19 protein-coding genes are annotated in these 19243 nt (G+C 63.8%); 4 read left to right on the forward strand and 15 right to left on the reverse strand.

Features of this window, described 5'->3' with window-relative positions; genetic code table 11:
• The first annotated feature begins 98 nt into the window (after positions 1 to 98).
• Positions 99 to 293, forward strand: coding sequence for a hypothetical protein (locus JO965_RS02995; RefSeq protein WP_203442232.1), 195 nt, complete (start codon positions 99 to 101; stop codon positions 291 to 293).
• A 58-nt stretch (positions 294 to 351) separates the two neighbouring features.
• Here the strand turns inward: JO965_RS02995 and JO965_RS03000 are convergent, their stop codons facing one another.
• From JO965_RS03000 to JO965_RS03030, 7 genes are all read right to left on the reverse strand, one after another.
• Complete coding sequence (locus tag JO965_RS03000; RefSeq protein ID WP_203442233.1) at positions 352 to 3147, reverse strand: calcium-binding protein; 2796 nt, start codon at positions 3145 to 3147, stop codon at positions 352 to 354.
• A gap of 140 nt (positions 3148 to 3287) precedes the next feature.
• A complete protein-coding gene (locus tag JO965_RS03005) occupies positions 3288 to 4331 on the reverse strand; it encodes a DUF4167 domain-containing protein (RefSeq protein WP_246776732.1) in 1044 nt (347 codons plus the stop codon).
• A gap of 360 nt (positions 4332 to 4691) precedes the next feature.
• Positions 4692 to 5540 carry a peptide chain release factor N(5)-glutamine methyltransferase gene (gene prmC / locus JO965_RS03010; protein ID WP_203442234.1) on the reverse strand — a complete coding sequence of 283 codons (849 nt, stop codon included), beginning with the start codon at positions 5538 to 5540 and terminating at the stop codon, positions 4692 to 4694.
• On the reverse strand, positions 5537 to 5962 hold the full coding sequence (fosX, locus tag JO965_RS03015; protein WP_203442235.1) for a FosX/FosE/FosI family fosfomycin resistance hydrolase: 426 nt from the start codon (positions 5960 to 5962) through the stop codon (positions 5537 to 5539). Before fosX ends, prmC begins: the two co-directional genes overlap by 4 nt.
• On the reverse strand, positions 5959 to 7047 hold the full coding sequence (gene prfA, locus JO965_RS03020; RefSeq protein ID WP_203442236.1) for a peptide chain release factor 1: 1089 nt from the start codon (positions 7045 to 7047) through the stop codon (positions 5959 to 5961). The genes fosX and prfA overlap by 4 nt, the downstream gene beginning before the upstream one ends.
• Entirely contained in the window at positions 7047 to 9314 is a 2268-nt protein-coding gene (gene ptsP / locus JO965_RS03025; protein WP_203442237.1) for a phosphoenolpyruvate--protein phosphotransferase, read from the reverse strand. Before ptsP ends, prfA begins: the two co-directional genes overlap by 1 nt.
• Positions 9315 to 9403: 89 nt before the next feature.
• Positions 9404 to 10642 (reverse strand): aspartate kinase, encoded by a 1239-nt coding sequence (locus tag JO965_RS03030; protein ID WP_203442238.1) that lies wholly within the window; start codon positions 10640 to 10642, stop codon positions 9404 to 9406.
• A 132-nt stretch (positions 10643 to 10774) separates the two neighbouring features.
• On the opposite strand from JO965_RS03030, the gene ubiG reads away from it, so the two are divergent.
• Positions 10775 to 11518, forward strand: a complete 744-nt coding sequence (ubiG, locus tag JO965_RS03035) for a bifunctional 2-polyprenyl-6-hydroxyphenol methylase/3-demethylubiquinol 3-O-methyltransferase UbiG (RefSeq protein WP_203442239.1) — start codon at positions 10775 to 10777, stop codon at positions 11516 to 11518.
• On the opposite strand, the gene nhaA is transcribed toward ubiG, so the two are convergent.
• Both nhaA and JO965_RS03045 read right to left on the reverse strand, forming a co-directional pair.
• Complete coding sequence (gene nhaA / locus JO965_RS03040) at positions 11491 to 12705, reverse strand: Na+/H+ antiporter NhaA (RefSeq protein ID WP_203442240.1); 1215 nt, start codon at positions 12703 to 12705, stop codon at positions 11491 to 11493. The genes ubiG and nhaA overlap by 28 nt on opposite strands.
• A 97-nt stretch (positions 12706 to 12802) precedes the next feature.
• Positions 12803 to 13708 (reverse strand): LysR family transcriptional regulator, encoded by a 906-nt coding sequence (locus JO965_RS03045; RefSeq protein ID WP_203442241.1) that lies wholly within the window; start codon positions 13706 to 13708, stop codon positions 12803 to 12805.
• Positions 13709 to 13928: 220 nt separating this feature from the next.
• Here JO965_RS03045 and JO965_RS03050 point away from each other — a divergent pair, with 220 nt between their 5' ends.
• Positions 13929 to 15119 (forward strand): MFS transporter, encoded by a 1191-nt coding sequence (locus tag JO965_RS03050; protein WP_203442242.1) that lies wholly within the window; start codon positions 13929 to 13931, stop codon positions 15117 to 15119.
• A 9-nt stretch (positions 15120 to 15128) separates the two neighbouring features.
• Here the strand turns inward: JO965_RS03050 and JO965_RS03055 are convergent, their stop codons facing one another.
• Positions 15129 to 15665, reverse strand: coding sequence for a metallophosphoesterase family protein (locus JO965_RS03055; protein ID WP_203442243.1), 537 nt, complete (start codon positions 15663 to 15665; stop codon positions 15129 to 15131).
• Positions 15666 to 15743: 78 nt separating this feature from the next.
• Positions 15744 to 16211: an SRPBCC domain-containing protein gene (locus tag JO965_RS03060; protein ID WP_203442244.1), complete on the reverse strand. Its 468-nt coding sequence runs from the start codon at positions 16209 to 16211 to the stop codon at positions 15744 to 15746.
• A 46-nt stretch (positions 16212 to 16257) separates the two neighbouring features.
• Here JO965_RS03060 and JO965_RS03065 point away from each other — a divergent pair, with 46 nt between their 5' ends.
• Positions 16258 to 16602, forward strand: coding sequence for a helix-turn-helix transcriptional regulator (locus JO965_RS03065; RefSeq protein ID WP_203442245.1), 345 nt, complete (start codon positions 16258 to 16260; stop codon positions 16600 to 16602).
• Here the strand turns inward: JO965_RS03065 and JO965_RS03070 are convergent.
• From JO965_RS03070 to JO965_RS03085, 4 genes are read right to left on the reverse strand one after another with little or no spacing between them, the layout of a single operon-like run.
• Positions 16580 to 17026 (reverse strand): DUF1178 family protein, encoded by a 447-nt coding sequence (locus JO965_RS03070; RefSeq protein WP_203442246.1) that lies wholly within the window; start codon positions 17024 to 17026, stop codon positions 16580 to 16582. The two genes, JO965_RS03065 and JO965_RS03070, sit on opposite strands and share 23 nt — an antisense overlap.
• A 43-nt stretch (positions 17027 to 17069) precedes the next feature.
• Positions 17070 to 17933, reverse strand: a complete 864-nt coding sequence (locus tag JO965_RS03075; RefSeq protein WP_203442247.1) for a carbon-nitrogen hydrolase family protein — start codon at positions 17931 to 17933, stop codon at positions 17070 to 17072.
• Between the two features lie 15 nt (positions 17934 to 17948).
• A complete protein-coding gene (grxC, locus tag JO965_RS03080; RefSeq protein ID WP_203442248.1) occupies positions 17949 to 18206 on the reverse strand; it encodes a glutaredoxin 3 in 258 nt (85 codons plus the stop codon).
• Between the two features lie 51 nt (positions 18207 to 18257).
• On the reverse strand, positions 18258 to 19040 hold the full coding sequence (locus JO965_RS03085; protein WP_203442249.1) for a ComF family protein: 783 nt from the start codon (positions 19038 to 19040) through the stop codon (positions 18258 to 18260).
• Between the last annotated feature and the right edge of the window lie 203 nt (positions 19041 to 19243).

The following is a 19243-nucleotide window of genomic DNA, read 5'->3' on the forward strand; positions in this document are numbered from 1 at the left end:
TCTCTGGTTATTGATTTGACCGATAACCGATGAGTTATGAATGAGTCAATCGAGAATGGGCAGCAACATCATGATCTCGTCACAGGAAACGACTGACCATGTGGGGTCCGCTGTCGCCGGCGGCCTTGTGCCGGGATCCCGATCAATTGAGGCTTAGCGCTTCTTCCAATCGACACAGCCGGGACAAGCCTGGCCATCTCGATTACGGCATCTATGCCGAGGTGCTCGACGGCGGATCAATCGAGACCGGCGACAATCTCGATCAGGAGCAGGCGACGCTGGCGCTCGAGTGATCCAAGCCGTCGCGGCTGGGACCGTAAAGCGATCCTTTAGCATCGGAAAGTAGGGAGATTAGAAGAGAAGAATATTTGCCCTCAATTGAGCTTCCGTTATGATATTGGTTGTCATGTCGGGTACATCGATCGAGCCGGTCCATGTTTCGGTAGGAGAGTTCGCAAAAACATTGACCCGATAGTACTTGTGATTCGTGTTCTCCGGATTGGTTATAACTTGAACCGAGTAGTTTCCAGCGCTCCCGCTGACCTTATTGAATGGTCGCAGATCGATGATGTCCCCAGCAAAGACATTGAAGCCTCTGAGCGTGTCGTGGCCGAGCTTGCCGCTGAACTCGAAAACGGTCTTGGTCCTTGCTGGTCCGGTTGAGGCGAAGAGAACGTCATTGCCCTCACCGCCGTTGAGCGTGTCGAGTCCGCCATTCCCGAAGAGCACGTTCCTCTGATTGTTGCCGAGGATATGCTGGCTTCCAGCAGTGCCGATGCCAAGGACGACATTGCCCGCCAATTCAAGGCGCTCCGGATTGAAGGTTAGAAGAGCTCCGCTGTTTATCGTAAACGCAGTAAAGAGCGGGTTGTCGAGGCGTGTGCATGTCCCGAATTCGTAAGCCGCCCGCACCGTGCTAGTACCTGACGTATCGATAATCGTATCGTTCGGCGAATCGATGACATAGATGTCATTGCCCTCACCACCCTCGAGGGTGTCCGTTCCGCCACCGCCATCGAGAATGTTGTTGCCGCTGTTGCCGACGATGCGGTTGTCCGCGCCGTTGCCCGTCCCGTTGATGTTGTCGGTGCCGGTGAGCACGAGAATTTCGACATTCTCGGATAAGACAAAGCTGACGGCGGCCTCGACCGTGTCGGTCCCCTCGCTCGTTGCCTCGATCACCCAGTCGTCGGTCTTGACGATATAGAGATCGTCGCCGGTTCCGCCGATGAGGGCGTCTGTTCCACCGCCGACAAGCGTGTCGTTTCCGTCCCGTCCTTCCAGTTGGTTACTGAAGGAATTGCCGGTGATGAAGTTATCGAGGTCGTTGCCAATCCCGATCATGGCACCGCCGATCAACGTGAGATTCTCGACATGGTCGCCCAGCGTGTACGACATCATCGGTGAGCGAACCGTGTCGATGCCCTCATCTGCATTCTCGACGACGGTATCTCCGGCCTGATCGATGGTATAGGTGTCGTTGCCCGATCCTCCGCGCAGCGTATCCGCTCCCGTGCCTCCGTCGAGAAAGTCGTCGCCGCTGCCGGTGGTGATGTTGTTGTTGAGTGTATTGCCGTTCGCATTCGTGCCGTTGTCATCGAGCATGACGAGGGTCTCGATTCCAGCGCGCATGAAATAGGTCTGGAGCGTCGTGCGGACTGTATCGAAATCTGTTTCCCCGCCCTGCTCATCGATGACGTCGTCGGCATGGTCGACGATGTAGACGTCGTTGCCCGCGCCGCCGATGAGAGTATCTGCACCGCCACCGCCATCGAGGGTGTCGGCACCATCACCGCCGTCGAGGGTATTGTCGAGCGCATTGCCGGTGATCGCATTGTCGAGGCCGTTGCCAGTGCCTGCGACAGCAGTTCCGATCAGGACCAGATGCTCGAGCGTATTGCCGAGCGTGTAGTCGAAGGCAGCCCGCACCGTATCGGTCCCGCCGCCCACCGCTTCCACAATCACGTCGCCGGCCTCATCGACAACGTAGGTGTCGTCGCCCGTGCCGCCGTCGAGCGTATCGGCGCCTGCGCCGCCGTCGAGAATGTTGTTTCTGGCTGTGCCGGTGATCGTGTTGGCGAGAGCGTTGCCGGTGCCGGAAAGCGCGGCGCCCGTCAGCATGAGCCGCTCGACATCCGCGCCAAGGGCGTAGTCGACGCTACTCCACACCGTATCTGTGCCGGAGCCTGCCCCTTCGCTCACCACGTCACCGGCATGATCGACGAAGTACACGTCGTCGCCTTGACCGCCGGCCATGGCGTCCGCAGCGGCCTCGCCGTCGAGCCGATCGTTGCCGAGGCCGCCCTCGAGGGAATCGTTTTCAGATCCGCCATCGAGCGCGTCATTCCCGTCGCCGCCAAGCAGCAGGTCCGTTCCGGTGCCGCCGAGGAGCACATCGTCGCCCGCGCCGCCATCGAGGGTGTCGTTGCCGGCGTCGCCATTGAGCTGGTTGGCCAGCGCATTGCCCGTGATGGCGTTGGCGAGCTCGTTGCCGGTGCCGAACAGGGCGCTGCCGGTGAGAAGCAGGTTCTCCACATGCGCGCCGAGCGTATAGCTTACTGAAGCCTGGACGGTGTCGAGGCCCTGGTTCGCCTTCTCGGTGACCCGGTCGCCCGCATGGTCGACGATATAGGTGTCGTTGCCCTTAGCCCCCGCGAGCCTGTCGGCCCCGGCCTTGCCGTCGAGAATGTTGTGGCCGTCATTGCCGGTGATGGTGTTGGCAAGAGCGTTGCCGGTGCCCTTAAGCGCCACGCGACCGGTCAGGGTCAGGTTCTCGACCTGTGAGCCCAGAATCCAGTGGACCGAGGCCTTGACCAGATCGGTGCCGCCCCTGGCGCGCTCGATCACCTGATCGCGGCTATTGTCGACGATGTAGGTGTCGTTGCCTGTGCCGCCGGTCATCCGGTCGCGGCCCTTGCGGCCGTCGAGCGTGTCGTTGCCGCCGAGCCCCGAGAGCACATCGTTGCCCGAGGTGCCGATCAGCCTATCGGCCTTCGGCGTGCCGGGGACGGTGCGGGCGCTTGGAGCGGCGGCCAGGGCTGCCGCCGCATCGAGGAAGCGGCCGTCGTCCACGATCTTCGGGTCGAGGAACGATGCCGTCTTCCGGTCCAGAGCTGAGGGGAGGGTGATCCAGCGCGACTTGGCCATGGCGGATTCCATTCAAGGAGAAAGCTTGGCCGTTAACTTAAATTAAACGTTATTAAGGATCAATTCCTTCCGGACCCTGGGTCAGACAACAAAAAAGGGAGAACTCAGCTCTCCCTTCTCGTATCGCTTGGCGATGAAGCTTATTCAGCCGCCGGGGTCTCGACCGGATCCGGCGTGAAGCCGTTATTCTCGGCGTTGGCCGCGTCGATCATCTCCTGGCGGGTGCGGCGGCGGCGGCGCGGACGAGGGGCTTCCTCGTCATTGGCCGCTTCCTGCACCACCGGAGCGGCAGGCGGGGTCTCCTCGACGGCAACCGGAGTCGGCGAACGGACCGGGTTCGTCAGGAAGGCCGGCAGGGTGCCCTGCTCAGGCGCCTCGGCTTCGTCGCGGCGACGGTCGCGCTGGAAGCGCTCGCGGCGCTCGGGGCGGTCACCACGCTCGAAGCGGTCGTTCCGCTCCTGGCGGTCGCCGCGCTCCGGACGATCCCCGCGATCCTGGCGGTCGAAGCGGGACGGACGCTCGTTGCGCTCGCCACCCTCGGAACGGGCCTCATAGGGCTGCTCGTCACGCTGCGAGTCTTGGCGCTGGGAATCCTGGCGCTGCAAATCCTGGCGCTGGAAGTCCTGACGCGGGCCGCGATCGCGCTGGAAGCGCTCGCGACGGTCGCCCCGGTCTTGGCGGTCGTTCCGCTCCTGCCGGTCACCGCGGTCCTGACGGTCTTGGCGATCAAAGCGCGGCTGGCGCTCGGCGCGGTTGTCGTAAGGCTGCGGCTGGGAGCCGAAATCCTGCTCCTCGCCATTGCCGAAATCCTGGGCGCCGCCACCGGCGCGCTCGAAGTTCGGGCGCTCTCCCTGGGCGAAGCCCTCTTCCTCGCCGCCTTCCTCGTCGAAGGAACGCTGCTGCTGGTAACCATACTGCTCGCGCAGCTGCTCCTGGGCGGCGGCGATGATGCGGTAATAATGCTCGGCGTGCTGGAAGTAGTTCTCGGCCGCCACCGGGTCGCCGCTCGACTGCGCATCGCGGGCGAGCTGGCTGTATTTCTCGGCAATATGCTGAGCCGTACCGCGGATCTTCACGTCCGGGCCGTTCGACTCATAGCTCTTCGTCAGGGGATTGGGCCCCTTGTTGTTGTTGCGGTTGTTGTTGTTACGACCGCGCATACGCCTGTTTTGTCCTGGTCTCATCGTTCGCTCTACGAGCCTCGCTGGTTCTTCATGCCCACGCGATATGCAAGCCAATATTCACCGAACGGGCTCAACGCCCACCGTTCGCGTGGCAACCGTCTGACATTCGGCCATGGCCCCTCAAAGGCTCAAGCCATCCTTCAGTGTCGGGTTCAGGTGATCGCGCCAGGCTGTTCCGTTTCAAGAGCCCCTGCCTGCGCGATTGATATCGTTTGGTCTTCCGGCATGTCCCTTAAGGACTGCCGATTTGTTTAGACCGAGGACGATCTCTAGACCCGAATCTAGCGGGTTCCTCTCGGTCCAACAAGGGCTAATTCAGACTTTATCCCACCCTGGGACACAAAAGCCGCATCCCGTTCATCACGATCGCTTCATGGCGATGCAGCGGGGGTTGTCCGATAGATCGTGGGCGATTCGCAGAACTTCAAGGCCACGGGCCCCAGCCAAGCTTCTTAAATCGTCCGCCTGATCGTAGCCGATCTCAACCACGAGCAGGCCGCCGGGCGCCAGAAGCCGTTCCGCCTCGCCCAAGAGGATACGGTAAGGCTCGAGGCCGTCCGGTCCGCCGTCGAGGGCAAGCCGCGGATCATGCTCCCGCACTTCCTCATCCAGTGTCGGGATGATGCCGGAAGCGATGTAGGGAGGGTTCGAGACGATCAGGTCGAAGGGGCCCGAAACTGCATCCGCCCAACGGGCGAGGGCGAAGTGACAGCGCATGCCAACGCCATTGGCATGCGCGTTGTGGCGTGCGGTGACCAGGGCACCAAAGGACAGATCGACCCCCAGGCCCGTCGCCTGGGGCAGCTCATGGAGGAGCGCAACCAGAATGCAGCCCGACCCGGTGCCGAAATCGACAATGCTGAGGGGCGCCCGCCGGTCCGGGATCAGGCCGAGCGCGGTCTCGACGACGGTTTCGGTATCAGGCCGGGGCACCAGGGTCTCGGGCGAGAGGCGGAAGGGCAGTCCCCAGAACTCTCTGGTTCCGACGATCCGGGCGACCGGCTCATGGTCGAGGCGCCGTCGGGTGAAGGAGGCGAGGGTCTCGACCTGATCCGGCGTCAGGAGGGTCTCGGGCTGGATGACAAGATCCGTTGCCGAAATGCCAAGGGCCGTCAAAAGGAGAAGCCGCGCATCCAGCGCTGCGGTGTCGAATCCGGCCTCGGAGAGGGTCCGGCGCAACTCCCTCAGGGCCTCGGAGCGGGTTTTCAAGACTTTGAGCCCTGCCGATAGCGTTCGAGCCGCTCTTCAAGCGTGCCGGTATGGAGCTCGAACAGGTGGTTGTCGTCATCGTAGAAGTACAGCGAGTGACCCTCACCCTCGACCCGCGGGCGCGATTCGCGGAGCTCCAGGCCCAGCGCCTCGATCCGTGCCCGATATTCGTCGATGGCGGAAGCCGGGATCTTGAAGGCGATGTGGTTGTAGGTGCGGGTGGGAAGGCTCTCGCCCTCCATCACGGCGATCCAGAGCCCGCCCACATCGAAGAATTTTTCCCGCGAAACGGAGAAGGTGTCGTTGCCCGAAGAGTAAATCTCCCGGCCGCCCAGCGCCCCTTCAACGATGGCGGTCATGCGGGCGAGATCGCGGGTGATGAGGGTGATGTGGCTTAGTCCTTCGACTTTGCCCTCGATCATGCCGCCTGGTCCTGAGCGGCGAGCTGGGCCGCCTGATGCTCGGTGACCAGAGCGTCGATCAGTTCGTCCAGGGCGTTGCCGCTGATCACCTCTTCCAGCTTGTAGAGGGTCAGGTTGATCCGGTGGTCGGTCACGCGGCCTTGCGGGAAATTGTAGGTGCGGATGCGCTCGGAGCGGTCGCCGGAGCCGACCTGCGCCTTGCGGTCGGCGGCGCGGGCGGCGTCCTTGGCGGTGCGCTCGGCGTCGTAGAGCCGGGCGCGCAGGAGCGCCATGGCGCGGGCGCGGTTCTTGTGCTGGGAGCGCTCGTCCTGGACGAACACCACCATGCCGGTCGGGATGTGGGTGATGCGGATTGCCGATTCGGTCTTGTTCACGTGCTGACCGCCGGCTCCTTGAGCCCGCATGGTGTCGATCTTCAAATCGACATCGTTGAGGACGATGTCCACGTCCTCGGCCTCTGGCAGCACGGCGACGGTGGCGGCAGAAGTGTGGATGCGCCCTTGCGTTTCCGTGTCCGGTACGCGCTGGACCCGGTGCACGCCGCTCTCGAACTTGAGCCGCGCGAACACGCCACGTCCCTTGATCTCGGCCACCACTTCCTTGTAGCCGCCCGCCGTGCCCTCGCTCTCGGACACAATCTCGACCTTCCAGCCCTTCAGGTCCGCATAGCGGGTATACATGCGCAGGAGATCGCCCGCGAAGAGGGCAGCCTCGTCGCCACCGGTGCCGGCGCGGATTTCGAGGATGGCGCTCTTCTCGTCCGCCTCGTCGCGGGGCAGGAGCATGATGCGCAGGTCCTGGGCGGCTTTTTCCAGATCCTCCCGCGCCTGCGGCAGCTCGTCCTCGGCGAGCGAGCGCATCTCGGCATCGGTCGAGGCGTCGTCGATGAGGGCCTCAAGGCCGTTCAGGTTGTCCTCCATCGCACGATAGGCGCGGATGGCGTCCACCACGCCGTCGAGCTCGGACAGCTCGCGCGAGAGGGCGACGAAGGTTTCGGGATCGGGGCCTGCATTGAGCGTCGCCATGATGATGTCATGGCGGGCGAGAATGGCGTTCAGGCGATCAGAGGGAGGCGCAATCGACATCAGACCGGAATACCATGGGTTTCCGCAAAATGGGCGAGCTTCGGGCGCAGCGTTTCGCCGCCCCCGGCATGTTTCAGTTCCTCGCGGATCAGGGTGCTGAGCTCCACAACGTTCATTTCCAGAAGCATGGCCTTCACCGGGCCGATGGCCGCCGGGGACATGGAGAGCGATCGGAAGCCGAGACCGATCAGGGCCATGGCCTCGAGGGGACGCCCGCCGATCTCGCCGCAGATCGTGGCCTGGCAGCCGGCCGCCTGCGCATACTCGGCAACCATGCTCAGAGCGCGCAGCATAGGCGCGCTCAAGGGATCGAAGCGATCCGCCACGCGCCGGTTCTCGCGGTCGATGGCGAAGAAGAACTGCATCAGGTCGTTCGTGCCGAGCGAGATGAAGTCGGCGCTCTCGCAGATTTCCTTGAGCTGGAACAGTAGCGAGGGCACCTCGAGCATCACACCGAGCTTCAGGTCCGACGGCAGCGGATGCCCGTGGTTGGCGAGATGGGTCTCTTCCCGTTCCACGATCTGCTTGGCGCGCTTGAACTCGTCGCAGGTCGCCACCATCGGGAACATGATCTTCAGCGGCCGTCCGGCGGCCGCCTTGAGAAGGGCGCGGATCTGAGCGCGCAGGAGGCCCGGGCGGTCGAGCCCGATGCGGATGGCGCGCCAGCCCAGCGCCGGGTTCTCCTCCTCGACGGATTGCATGTAGGGCAGGATCTTGTCACCGCCGATGTCGAGGGTACGGAAGGTGACCGGCCGGCCCCCGGCCTCCGCGAAGACGGTGCTGTAGAGCGCCTGCTGCTCCGAGGCCGAGGGCATCCGCTCGGCGATCATGAACTGCAGCTCGGTGCGGAACAGGCCGACGCCTGCAGCCCCGGTCTCGGCCAGATGCGGCAGGTCGACCACGAGGCCAGCATTGAGCTGGAGGGTGACCTCGACTCCGTCCTTGGTGATGGAGGGCACGTCGCGCAGCTTGAGATACTGCTCCTGCCGACGAGCGCGAAGACGCGCCTTTTCGGCATAGGCTGCTTCCACGTCCGGATTGGGCCTGATCTGCACCTCGCCAGCCGCACCGTCGACGATGATGGCGTCTCCGGGCTCGGTCAGAGAGGTGGCGTTCGAGATCTCGCCCACGGCGGGAATGCCGAGCGCACGGGCCACGATGGCGATATGGCTCGTCGGTCCGCCCTCTTCGAGCACGACACCACGCAGGCGCGAGCGATCGTAGTCGAGGAGCGCCGCCGGGCCCATGGAGCGGGCCACCAGAATGGCGTTCTCCGGCAATTGCTCCCGCTCGGCCACCAGATCGCGTCCGACGAGACGGTGCAGCAGGCGGTTGGCGAGGTCGTCGAGATCGTGCAGGCGCTCGCGCAGGTAAGGATCGGTCTGGCGCAGCATGCGGGCGCGGTTGTCGGACTGCACCCGCTCGACGGCCGCTTCAGCGGTCAGGCCCGAGGTGACCGCCTCGCGCATGCGCCGGAGCCAGCCCTGATCGTGGGCGAACATGCGGAAGGTCTCGAGAACCTCCCGGTGCTCCCCGTGATGGGCCACGTCTCCGCGCTCGATCAGCTCGTCGATGGACAGCCGCACCTCGGCGATGGCCGAATCCAGGTGGTTGAGCTCCGCTTCGATGTTCTCGGCGATGAGATTCTTGACGACCACACGCGGCTCATGGAGCACCACATAGCCCAGGCCTACGCCATCGGCGAGGGCGACGCCCTTCTGGTAGACGGCGCGGCGCAGCGCGATGCCCGTGTCCACAGGTGCCAAGGCCTGGAGTTCGCCGGTCGCGAGCATTTCGGCCACCACCATGGCGGTGGTCTGAAGCGCCTCGACCTCCTCCTCGGTATAGACGCGATAGGTGCGGTTCTGGACGACGAGAACGCCGAGCGTATTGCCGGCGCGCAGCAGCGGCACGCCCAGGAAGGCGTGATAGATCTCTTCGCCCGTCTCCGGCTTGTAGGAGAAGGCCGGGTGGCTTTGCGCATCGGAAAGCGCCAGGGGCTCGGCCGTCGAGGCGATGAGACCAACGAGTCCTTCGCCGGAGCGCATGATGGTGAGGTGGACGGCTTCCCGGTTCAGGCCTTCGGTGGCGAACAGTTCGAGCACGCCGTCGCCGCGCATCACATAGACGGAGCACACCTCCGCCACCATGTTGGCGGCGATCTGCGTGACGATCCTGTCGAGACGGTCCTGCGCTCCCACCGGCTCCGCCATGATCTCGCGGAGGCGGCGCAGCAGAAGGCGCGGACCGCCGGGAGCACTTGGCATGAGCTTACAGTTCCCGTCCTTCAAGAGCCGGCAGGGCGAACCGGCGGCTATCTATTATAAATGTCGCAGCCCGACAGTTCCCTCGTCAATCAGGCTTGGTCAAGGCCGTATAGCGAGTGGAGCGTGCGCACCGCAAGCTCCGTATAGGCCGATTCGATCAGGACGGAGAATTTAATCTCAGAGGTCGTGATCGCCCGGATGTTGATGCCCTTTTCGGCCAAGGCCTTGAAGGCGCGGGCCGCAACGCCTGCATGACTGCGCATGCCGACGCCGATGGCCGAGACCTTCACCACGTCGGTCGCGCCCTGGAGCTCCTTGAAGGCGATCTCGTCCCGGTGGGTGTTCAGGATCGCGCAGGCACGCTCGTAATCGGCGGTCGGCACCGTGAAGGTCAGGTCCGTGGTGGCGGCATTGTCGGACACGACCTGGATGATCATGTCCACGTTGATGTTGGCGTCTGCCAGGGGCACGAAGATCGAAGCGGCGATGCCCGGCTTGTCCGCAATGTCCCGCAGCGTGATCTGGGCTTCGTCGCGCGAATAGGCGATGCCCGTGACTACCTGCTGTTCCATGATGTCTTCCTCGTCGCAGATGAGGGTGCCGAGCTTGGGATCGGCGGGATCGTCGAAGCTGGAGCGCACATAGGTCGGAACGCGGTGCATCATGGCGAGCTCGACCGAGCGCACCTGAAGCACCTTGGCCCCCAGCGAGGCCATTTCCAGCATTTCCTCATAGGAAACCTTATCCAGGCGCCGCGCCTTGGGCACGATGCGCGGATCGGTAGTGTAGACGCCGTCCACGTCCGTATAGATGTCGCAACGCTCGGCGTGGATGGCGGCGGCGAGCGCCACCGCGCTGGTGTCCGAGCCGCCGCGGCCGAGGGTCGTGATGCGGCCAGAGGGCTGGTGCACGCCCTGGAAACCCGAGACGACGGCGACTTCCTTGTTGTCGGTAAAGCCCTTGGCGATGCCCGTGCCGTCGATGGCGGCTATTCGGGCCGAGCCATGGGCTTCCGAGGTCATGATCGGGATCTGCCAGCCCTGCCAGGAACGCGACTTGAGGCCCATTTCCTGCAGGGCGATGGCGAGAAGCCCTGAGGTCACCTGCTCGCCAGAGGCGACGACCACGTCGTATTCCTTGGAATCGTAGAGGGCATTGGCCTCTTTCACCCAGCCGACGAGCTCGTTGGTCTTGCCCGACATGGCGGAGACGACGACGGCGACGTCGTAACCGGCCTCGACCTCGCGTTTGACATGCCGCGCCACGTTGCGGATGCGCTCTACGGTGGCGACGGATGTTCCGCCGAACTTCATGACAAGACGGGGCATGGGCGAGGAAGGCCGTGATGTGAAATTGAAATTTTGCCCCTTCGCGCCGCGAAAAGGCGCGTATACATGACGGTAGGGCCGCGCCCTGTCAACGCGCGGAAACGATTTCTTTGCCTCAGGAAACAGGATCCGATGACCCACGGCGCATCCACGACCATCGACCCGGCCGAGGTCGCCCGTTTCGAGACAATCGCCGAGACCTGGTGGGATCCGAAGGGACCCATGAAGGTCCTGCACAAGTTCAACCCGGTGCGGCTGGCCTATATCCGGGACGAGGCCTGCCGCCGCTTCGGGCGCGATCCGCGCTCGGCCCGCTCGCTCGAGGGGATCACGATCCTCGATGTTGGCTGCGGCGGCGGCGTGCTCTCGGAGCCGCTGGCACGGCTCGGCGCCAAGGTCACCGGGCTCGATCCGGCCCCCACCAATATCTCGGTCGCCCGGCTCCACGCGGAGCGGGCGGGGGTCTCGGTCGATTATCGCAACGAGACCGTAGAGGCCGTGGTCGCGCGCGGAGAAACTTTCGACATGGTGCTCGCCATGGAGGTGGTGGAGCACGTGGCCGACCGGCAGGCCTTCGTGAATGCCTGCGTCCAGGCGGTGAAGCCGGAGGGCTGTCTCGCCATGGCGACGATCAATCGGACCCTGCGCTCCTTCGCGTCCGCCATCGTGGGGGCCGAATACATCCTCCGCTGGCTGCCTAAGGGCACGCACGAATGGGACAAGTTCGTCACTCCTGACGAACTCACCGATGCCATTCGGACAGCGGGCTTCGCCGTCCACGATCTCAAGGGTGTGGCCTATAATCCGCTGCGGGATACGTGGTCGCTCTCGTCCGATACGGGCGTCAATTACATGCTGCTTGCCGCGCGGGCGTGAGGCTTCTCCCGCGGTGCGATGCTGAGCACGAGGTAGCCGGCGAGCGCCGAGAGGGCCGAGCCTAGAAGCACGCCGATCTTGGTGGCGTTCAACAGCGCCTCCTGATCCGGGAAGGCGAGCGCACCGATGAAAAGGCTCATGGTAAAGCCGATGCCGCAGAGCAGCGCGACGCCGTAGCATTGCGCGCGGCTCGCGCCCGCAGGCATGTCGGCAAGACCGAGCCTGATGGCGATTTCCGAGAATGCGAAGACGCCGAGCTGCTTGCCGATGAAAAGGCCCATGGCGATGCCCAGCGGCAAGGGGTCTAGGAGGTAGCCGAACGACAGCTCTGAAAGCGGCAGGCCCGCATTGGCGAAGCCGAAGATCGGGATGACCGCATAGGCGACCCAAGGCTGCAGGGCGTGTTCCAGCTGGTGCAGGGGCGAATCCTCGGCCCTGGTCTTCTTCGGTTGGGCCTGCAGCGGGATCGTGAGGGCGAGTGCGACGCCCGCAAGCGTTGCATGGATGCCGGATTTCAGCACAAAGAACCATAGGATCGCGCCGACGGCGAGATAGGGGAGGAGTGCTGTCAGATTGAAGCGGTTGAACGCAATGAGCGCGGCAAGGCAGAGAGCAGCCATGCCGAGCATCGGAAGCGAAAGGTCGCTGGTGTAGAAGACCGCGATGATGATGATCGCGCCGAGGTCGTCGAGGATGGCAAGGGCGGTCAGAAAGATCTTGAGCGTTGTCGGCACCCGCGAGCCGAGGATCGCAAGAACGCCGAGGGCAAAGGCGATGTCGGTGGCGGTCGGGATCGCCCAGCCGTTGCGCAGCTCCGGCTGGTTCCAGGTGATGGCGAGATAGATGAGGGCGGGAACCACCATGCCGCCAAGGGCTGCGATGCCGGGCAGGATCCGGCGCGGCCAGGTGGAGAGCTGTCCGTCCAGCATCTCGCGCTTGATCTCGAGCCCCACCAGCAGGAAGAACACAGCCATGAGCGCATCGTTGATCCAGTGCAGGACGCTCAGGCCCAGCACATAGGTCTTCAGAGCGCTGAAATAGATGCTTGCCAGAGGTGAGTTGGCGACGGCGAGAGCGATGACCGTCACACCCATGAGAATGATGCCGCCGGAGGCCTCACTGTCGAAGAATCGGCGCATCAGCGTGATGCGATGGGCGGGCTTCAGATCGCTTTTCGGCCGATCCATTCCTGTCTCCTACTCGGGCAGCGCCGGTCACACGTGAGGTGCTCGAAGGACAAGCCTTCAGCGCCCTTACCCATCACAAAACCAGACGCGTTTCCACTCAATCCAGACGCACCGTTTCGACGAGATAGTCGAGAAAGGCCCGAACCCGCGCGGGGAGATGGCCCCCGCCGACATAGACTGCGTGAATGCTTTCCGTATCGCCGGGATTGTAGGCCTCGAGCACCGGCACGAGCCGTCTGGCTTCGACGTCGGGTCCGATGTGAAACTGCGACAGGCGGCTGATGCCGAGGCCGGTGAGCACGAGCAGCCGCATCGATTCGCCATCGCTGATCTGCGCATTGCCGGTCGGCACGACGGCGCTGACATGGCCCTTCCGGTCCTTGAACGGCCAGCCGTTGCTCTGACGGGCGAAGCTGAAACCGAGAAGGTTGTGACGAACAAGATCCTCCGGGTTTTGCGGCATGCCGTGCCGGTCCAGATAGGAGGGCGCCGCCACCAGCATCATCCGGCTCTCACCGAGCTTGCGCGCCACAAGCTGCGACGACTTCAGCGGGCCGACGCGGATGGCGATGTCGGCGCGGTCCTCGAGCAGGTCGACGACGGTATCCGTCAGCGTGATCTCCACCGTGATCTCGGGATGCTGCTCCAGAAAATCCGGCAGGAGGGGAAGGAGGTAATGCGTGCCGAACGGAACGTTCGTATTCACACGCAGGCGGCCCCGCAGGGCCGCCCCCGACGCAGCGCTGCGTTCGGCCTCGTCGAGATCGGCCAGGATGCTCAGGGCGCGGTCGTAGAAGGCCGAGCCCTCCGGCGTCAGCTGGAGCTTGCGCGTCGAGCGGTTGACAAGGCGAGCACCGAGGCGGCCCTCCAGCCGTGCGATCAGCTTGCTCACCGCCGAGGGTGTCATGCGCAAGGCGCGCGCGGCCGCAGAAAAGCCGCCGAGATCGACGGCCCGGATGAAGACCTCCATCTCGCCGGACCGGTTGATGTCCATCCGCGCCATTGTGACTTCAATTCATAAATTCTATTCCTAGCGGCAGGCTAGTTCATAAGCGAGGCGACGTCCATCTTGCGGCAACCGGCGCATCGTGCGGACCCGGAGGGCCGCGTCAGCGAAAAGTGGACCCGGTTTTCCGCTCCGAACGATGCGCCGCTTAGCGAAACGAAGCATCGGATTAATCCGATGCTCGAGGCGGCCCATGCCGCTTTCAAGGACGTCTCCCATGCCTCTTGCTCTTTATGCCCTGACGGCCGGCGCCTTCGGCATCGGCGTCACGGAATTCGTCATCATGGGGCTGCTGCTGCAGGTGAGCGCCGATCTCGGCGTCTCGATCTCGGCGGCTGGCCTGCTCATTTCCGGCTATGCGCTCGGCGTCGTAATCGGTGCGCCGCTGCTCACCACGCTCACGGGGCGCTGGTCGCGCAAGACGGTGCTGCTCGCCCTCATGATCGTGTTCACCCTCGGCAACCTCGCCTGTGCCGTCGCGCCGGATTACGCGACGCTCATGGCCGCCCGCGTGCTGACGGCGTTTGCCCACGGCACCTTCTTCGGCGTCGGCTCGGTCGTGGCCACGAACCTCGTGCCCGCCGACAAGAAGGCGTCAGCCATCGCCATCATGTTCACGGGCCTCACCGTCGCCAACATCCTTGGCGTTCCCTTCGGCACTTGGCTCGGCCAGGCCTATGGTTGGCGTGCAACCTTCTGGGCTGTGACCTTCGTCGGCGTTGTGGCGCTGGCCGTCATCGCGTTCTTCGTGCCGAAGGATCGCCAGGAAAGCGCGGAGGGCGGGAGCTTTCGCGATGAACTCAAGGTGCTGGCGCGCCGCTCTGTGTTGCTCGGGCTCCTCACCACGGTGCTCGGCTATGCCGGCGTCTTCGCAGTCTTCACCTATATCGCGCCGATCCTGACCGAGATCACAGGGTTCTCGGAGGCTGCCGTCTCGCCGATCCTGCTCGTCTTCGGCGGCGGTTTGGTGCTGGGCAATCTTTTGGGTGGCAAGCTCGCCGACCGGCGCCTGATGGCGACCTTGCTTGGATCCCTCGGTCTGCTTGCCGTGGTCCTCGCTGCGATGACTCTCGGCATCCACAACAAGGTCACCGCCATCGCCTTCGTCGGCCTGCTCGGCGCGGCCGCCTTCGCGACCGTGCCGCCGCTGCAGATGTGGGTTCTGGAAAAGGCCGACGGTGCCGGCCAGAGCCTGGCGTCGAGCCTCAACATCGCCGCCTTCAATCTCGGCAATGCCCTCGGCGCCTGGCTCGGTGGCTTCGTGATCGATCACGGATTGGGTCTTGGCTCGGTCACATGGGTGGCAGCTCTGTTGCCGGCCTCCGGCCTTCTCCTGGCGCTGTGGAGCCGCAGGCTCGATCGTGCCGAAGCATCGCCGATATTGAAGCCTGTGAAAGCTGCGCTCTGACAGCTTCTTTCAATCAGATACCATTTCGTCCGCATTGGCCTTCCGGCGTCTCGTCCGGGAGGCCAAAATTGTCTCGAGCGTAATGGGGCGGTAGTCGAACGCGTCCACTCCCACATCGAACTGGCGTGTCTGCGGCTTCAGCTTGGCGTGCGAATGTCCGTGCAGATCGATCCAGCCGCGGCCCATGTTCTTCCAAGTGCGGAAGGCGTAGTGGCACATCACCAGCGCATGGCCGTCGAGCATGAGTTCCGCATAGGCCTGCACACTCGCCCAGCCCTTCGCCGCCAGCGTTCCCGGACCGTCGTTGTTACCGATGATCAGGTGCTTGCGGCCGTTGAGCAGCCCGAGCAATTCGTCGATCCGTTCCGGGCGCACATGCAGGGCGAAATCGCCCAGATGCCAGACCTCGTCCTCGGATGAGACCACCTCGTTCCAATTGGCGATGAGCGCGGCATCGTGTTCGGGAATCGACTTGAACGGACGCTTGTCGATGCGCAGCACCCGCGGATCGCCGAAATGCGTGTCGCTGGTGAAGAAAACCGTCAAGAGAGGCCCGTCCCGATCATCGTCTCAGATGAGGCATAAGCCGGAACGGCCAGGGCTCGTTCCGATCATTGCATACGCCTACTTGAACATGCCGTCCCGCAGGTTGATGCCGTATTCCTTGTAGGCCTTGAGCGCGCAGAGCATCTGCATCCAGCCCTGGCAATTGTTATAGGACGATTTGAGACCGGCCTCCGTTTCGCGCCAGCCTTCCTCCGAGATCGAGACCAAGGTCCGTTTGCCATCTTCGAGCGGCTCGAAGGTCATCGTCACGGTCGTGTTGTAGCTGCCCGAGGCATCCGGTCCATCGTTATCGCCGGCTTCCCATTGCAGGACAATTCGCTTCTCCGGCACCACCTCGACGACCCGAACCGGAAAGGCTCCCGGAAAGTCGTGAAAATCCCAGGTGACGGTTGCACCGGTCTCCAGCCGGCCCTTGGCGCCGCCGGTCGTGAAGTAGCGCGACAGTTCGGCGGGATTGGCGACTGCCTCGAACACTTCGGCCACCGGCTTCGCAATCCTGGCAGACACTTTGAACGTTAGTTCCATGACCGATCTCCTTGCGTGTCGCGCCATCATGTTATAAAAACATAACATGTCAAGCGGCGATAAAAGTGACCGAGTCTTCAAGGCCTTATCGGCCGCGACCCGCCGCGACATTCTCGATGCGTTGAAGGATAAGCCCCAGACTACGGGCGAATTATGCGCCCGATTCCCGGCGCTCGACCGCTGCACGGTGATGCAGCATCTGAAGGTTCTGGAAGGCGCGGACCTCGTGATCGTCAAGCGCGAGGGGCGCGAGCGCTGGAACCATCTCAATCCTCTCCCGATCAAGCATATCTACGACCGCTGGATTGGGGCTTATGCCGGTCGTGCGGTGGAGATGCTCGACCGGCTGAAGACGGACCTGGAGGAACCTAGTTTCGGTCGTCCGGAATGACAGGCAGGGGCAATACGTCGATGCCCTCATCGAGTAACGCCCGCGCCTCGGCGAGGTCCGCCTCGCCATAGATCGAGCGCTCTTCCGCCTCGCCGTAATGCATCTTGCGCGCTTCTTCGACGAAGCCTTTGCCAACATCCTCGGCGTTCTTCATCACGTGTTCGCGCAGAGCCCGCAAAGCCGCGCGCAGCTCGCGTTCCTTTTCGGAGAGAACTGCGACAGGCTGCGTCTCTGGTGCCGGCGCTTTCGGCGCCTTGTCCGTGCGTGCGACGGACGGTGCCATGATCTGCTTCTCGACCTTCGCCGAGTTGCAGAACGGGCAGGTCACGAAACCGCGCTTGCGCTGCGTCTCGAACGCCTCACTTGAGGGAAACCAGCTCTCGAACTCATGGGCCTGCTCGCAGGCCAAGGCATACTTGATCATGTCCTGGTGAGACTTAAGGATTCAGCTTAGGAAAGGGAAGGGATCAGGCGCTCGCCGCCCGATCCGTCTCGATGGTGGGAACGACCTCGACCTTGAAGGGGCGGGCATTCTTGAGGGTCGGAATGCGGCCGCGCACCTCCGCGACGAGGGCGGTGTCGATCTCAGCCAGGAACACGCCGGGCTCTGTGCCACCTTCCGCCAGCACCCGGCCCCAGGGGTCGATGATGACGGAATGGCCAAAAGTCTCGCGCCCGTCCTCATGCAGGCCGCCCTGAGCAGCGGAGATCATAAAGGAACCGGTTTCGATGGCGCGTGCCCGGTGCAGCGCATGCCAATGGGCCTCGCCGGTCTGCTTGGTGAAGGCGGCGGGTGCCGAGAGGAACGAAGCGCCGTTTTCGGCCAGCGCCTTGTAGAGAGCGGCAAAGCGCACGTCGTAGCAGATGGTCATGCCGAGATAGCCCCACGGCGTCTCGGCGGCGACGGCCCAGGCGCCGCCGGTATAGGTGGCCGATTCGCGCCAGCTCTCGCCGTTCGGCAGGTCGACGTCGTAGAGATGGATCTTGTCGTAGGAGGCGATGACCTCGCCATCCTGGCCGATGAGAAAGGCGCGGTTGGCGACCTTGTCGCCTTCCTTGACCGCGATGGAGCCGATCTGGACCACGATGTTCCGCTCTCGCGCGACTTCGCGCAGGGCCGCGAGCACCGGGTCCTGCGCCTCCGCACCGACCTTGCTGAACAGCTCGTCCCGATCCCGGCAGACGAAGGAGGTCATCTCCGGCGTCTGGGCGAAATGTGCGCCCTGAGAGGCAGCCTCGCGCACGAGGGCTACCGCATCGTCGCGGTTCTTGAGTACATCGCGCCCGGAGCGCATCTGGATGCAGGCGGCGGTGAAGCGGGTCGAGGTCATGGAATCTGGTCTCCGTCAGGCCTGCAATAAAGGCTCAAGCTGGCCCCTGTCATCAAGAGCATACAGGTCATCGCAGCCGCCGACATGCTTTTCGCCGATGAAGATCTGCGGCACGGTGGTTCGGCCCTTGGCCTTCTGGATCATCTCGGCGCGGGCTTCCGGCTTCTTTTCGATGTCGATCTCCGTGAAGGCGGCGCCTTTGTCGTCGAGAAGTTTCTTGGCGGCCGAGCAATAGGGGCACCAGCCTTTGGTGTAGATCGTGATGGACGGCATGACAGAGGGTTCTCCTTTGATGGCGAGGATATAGGAAGCTTTAGGCTCCCATCACAACTCCTGGACAACTCGGGCAAAGGCCAGAATATCCACCGAGGTGGCACCGCCGCGCAGGAGCGCCCGCGAGGCCGCGTTGGCCGTCGAGCCGGTGGTCAGCACATCGTCGATCAGGAGCACCCGTTTTCCCTTGAGCCGCGCCTTCGCCTCGACGGGGACGCGAAAGGCGCCCTGGAGGTTCTCCTGCCGCTGCGCCTTGGTGAGCCCGACCTGGCGACGGGTGCGCTTGACGCGGGCAAGCAGGAATGGATCGCAGGGCACGCCGCTCTCGGACGAGACCGCCTTGGCCAGGGCCATCGCCTGGTTGAAGCGGCGCCACCACAGCCGCCAGCGGTGGAGAGGCACGGGGACGATCACGTCAGCATCGCCCAAAAGCTCAGCGCCGGCACGGGCCATCATCCCGCCCAAGGCTCTGGCGAGCTCCAGGCGGTCGTTGTATTTGAGCCGGTGCACCAGCAGGCTCGCGGTGCCGTCATATTCGGCTACGGCCCGGGCGCGTCCGAAGACCGGCGGGTCCGCGATGGCGGCGGGCGAGAGCAGCGGCTGGCCGAGATCCACCGCAAAGGGCGTTCCCAGCCTCTCGCAGAAGGGACGCTCGATGAAGCGAACGTGGGACCAGCAGGCGGCGCACAGGGCATGGGGCTCTCCGATGGCGGACTGGCAGGCGATGCAGGTCGGCGGATAGAGCAGGCCGAGAGCCGAGCGCCAAGCCTCCGTTGCGCCTAAGCGGAGGCGGGCGCTTAGAGGAACGGACTGGACGTCGAGGGGTTCGCTCATGAAGGGAAGCTTAGCCGAAGCCGGCTCGGAGGGCGAGGAGCAGAGGTTCAGAGTTGTAGCCCCAGTGTCATTCCCGGCCGGAGTGCAGCGGAGGGGAAGGGGATCCACGATCAGACTCAACGCTATGGATCCCCTTCCCTTGCTGCGCTCGTCGGGGATGACACGCTCGCTCCTGAAAAAATCCTTGGTTCTTCGCCCGGCAC

This window comes from Microvirga sp. VF16 (assembly GCF_016864375.1).
Classification (GTDB): domain Bacteria; phylum Pseudomonadota; class Alphaproteobacteria; order Rhizobiales; family Beijerinckiaceae; genus Microvirga.

Coding starts and splice junctions, on each gene's coding strand:
- JO965_RS03030 (WP_203442238.1), bottom strand. CDS start 10,642: ATGCCCCGTCTTGTCATGAAGTTCGGCGGAACATCCGTCGCCACCGTA.
- JO965_RS03005 (WP_246776732.1), bottom strand. CDS start 4,331: ATGAGACCAGGACAAAACAGGCGTATGCGCGGTCGTAACAACAACAAC.
- JO965_RS03045 (WP_203442241.1), bottom strand. CDS start 13,708: ATGGCGCGGATGGACATCAACCGGTCCGGCGAGATGGAGGTCTTCATC.
- JO965_RS03060 (WP_203442244.1), bottom strand. CDS start 16,211: ATGGAACTAACGTTCAAAGTGTCTGCCAGGATTGCGAAGCCGGTGGCC.
- JO965_RS02995 (WP_203442232.1), top strand. CDS start 99: ATGTGGGGTCCGCTGTCGCCGGCGGCCTTGTGCCGGGATCCCGATCAA.
- JO965_RS03070 (WP_203442246.1), bottom strand. CDS start 17,026: ATGATCAAGTATGCCTTGGCCTGCGAGCAGGCCCATGAGTTCGAGAGC.
- prfA (WP_203442236.1), bottom strand. CDS start 7,047: ATGTCGATTGCGCCTCCCTCTGATCGCCTGAACGCCATTCTCGCCCGC.
- fosX (WP_203442235.1), bottom strand. CDS start 5,962: ATGATCGAGGGCAAAGTCGAAGGACTAAGCCACATCACCCTCATCACC.
- ubiG (WP_203442239.1), top strand. CDS start 10,775: ATGACCCACGGCGCATCCACGACCATCGACCCGGCCGAGGTCGCCCGT.
- nhaA (WP_203442240.1), bottom strand. CDS start 12,705: ATGGATCGGCCGAAAAGCGATCTGAAGCCCGCCCATCGCATCACGCTG.
- JO965_RS03050 (WP_203442242.1), top strand. CDS start 13,929: ATGCCTCTTGCTCTTTATGCCCTGACGGCCGGCGCCTTCGGCATCGGC.
- JO965_RS03075 (WP_203442247.1), bottom strand. CDS start 17,933: ATGACCTCGACCCGCTTCACCGCCGCCTGCATCCAGATGCGCTCCGGG.
- ptsP (WP_203442237.1), bottom strand. CDS start 9,314: ATGCCAAGTGCTCCCGGCGGTCCGCGCCTTCTGCTGCGCCGCCTCCGC.
- grxC (WP_203442248.1), bottom strand. CDS start 18,206: ATGCCGTCCATCACGATCTACACCAAAGGCTGGTGCCCCTATTGCTCG.
- JO965_RS03085 (WP_203442249.1), bottom strand. CDS start 19,040: ATGAGCGAACCCCTCGACGTCCAGTCCGTTCCTCTAAGCGCCCGCCTC.
- JO965_RS03065 (WP_203442245.1), top strand. CDS start 16,258: ATGTCAAGCGGCGATAAAAGTGACCGAGTCTTCAAGGCCTTATCGGCC.
- JO965_RS03000 (WP_203442233.1), bottom strand. CDS start 3,147: ATGGCCAAGTCGCGCTGGATCACCCTCCCCTCAGCTCTGGACCGGAAG.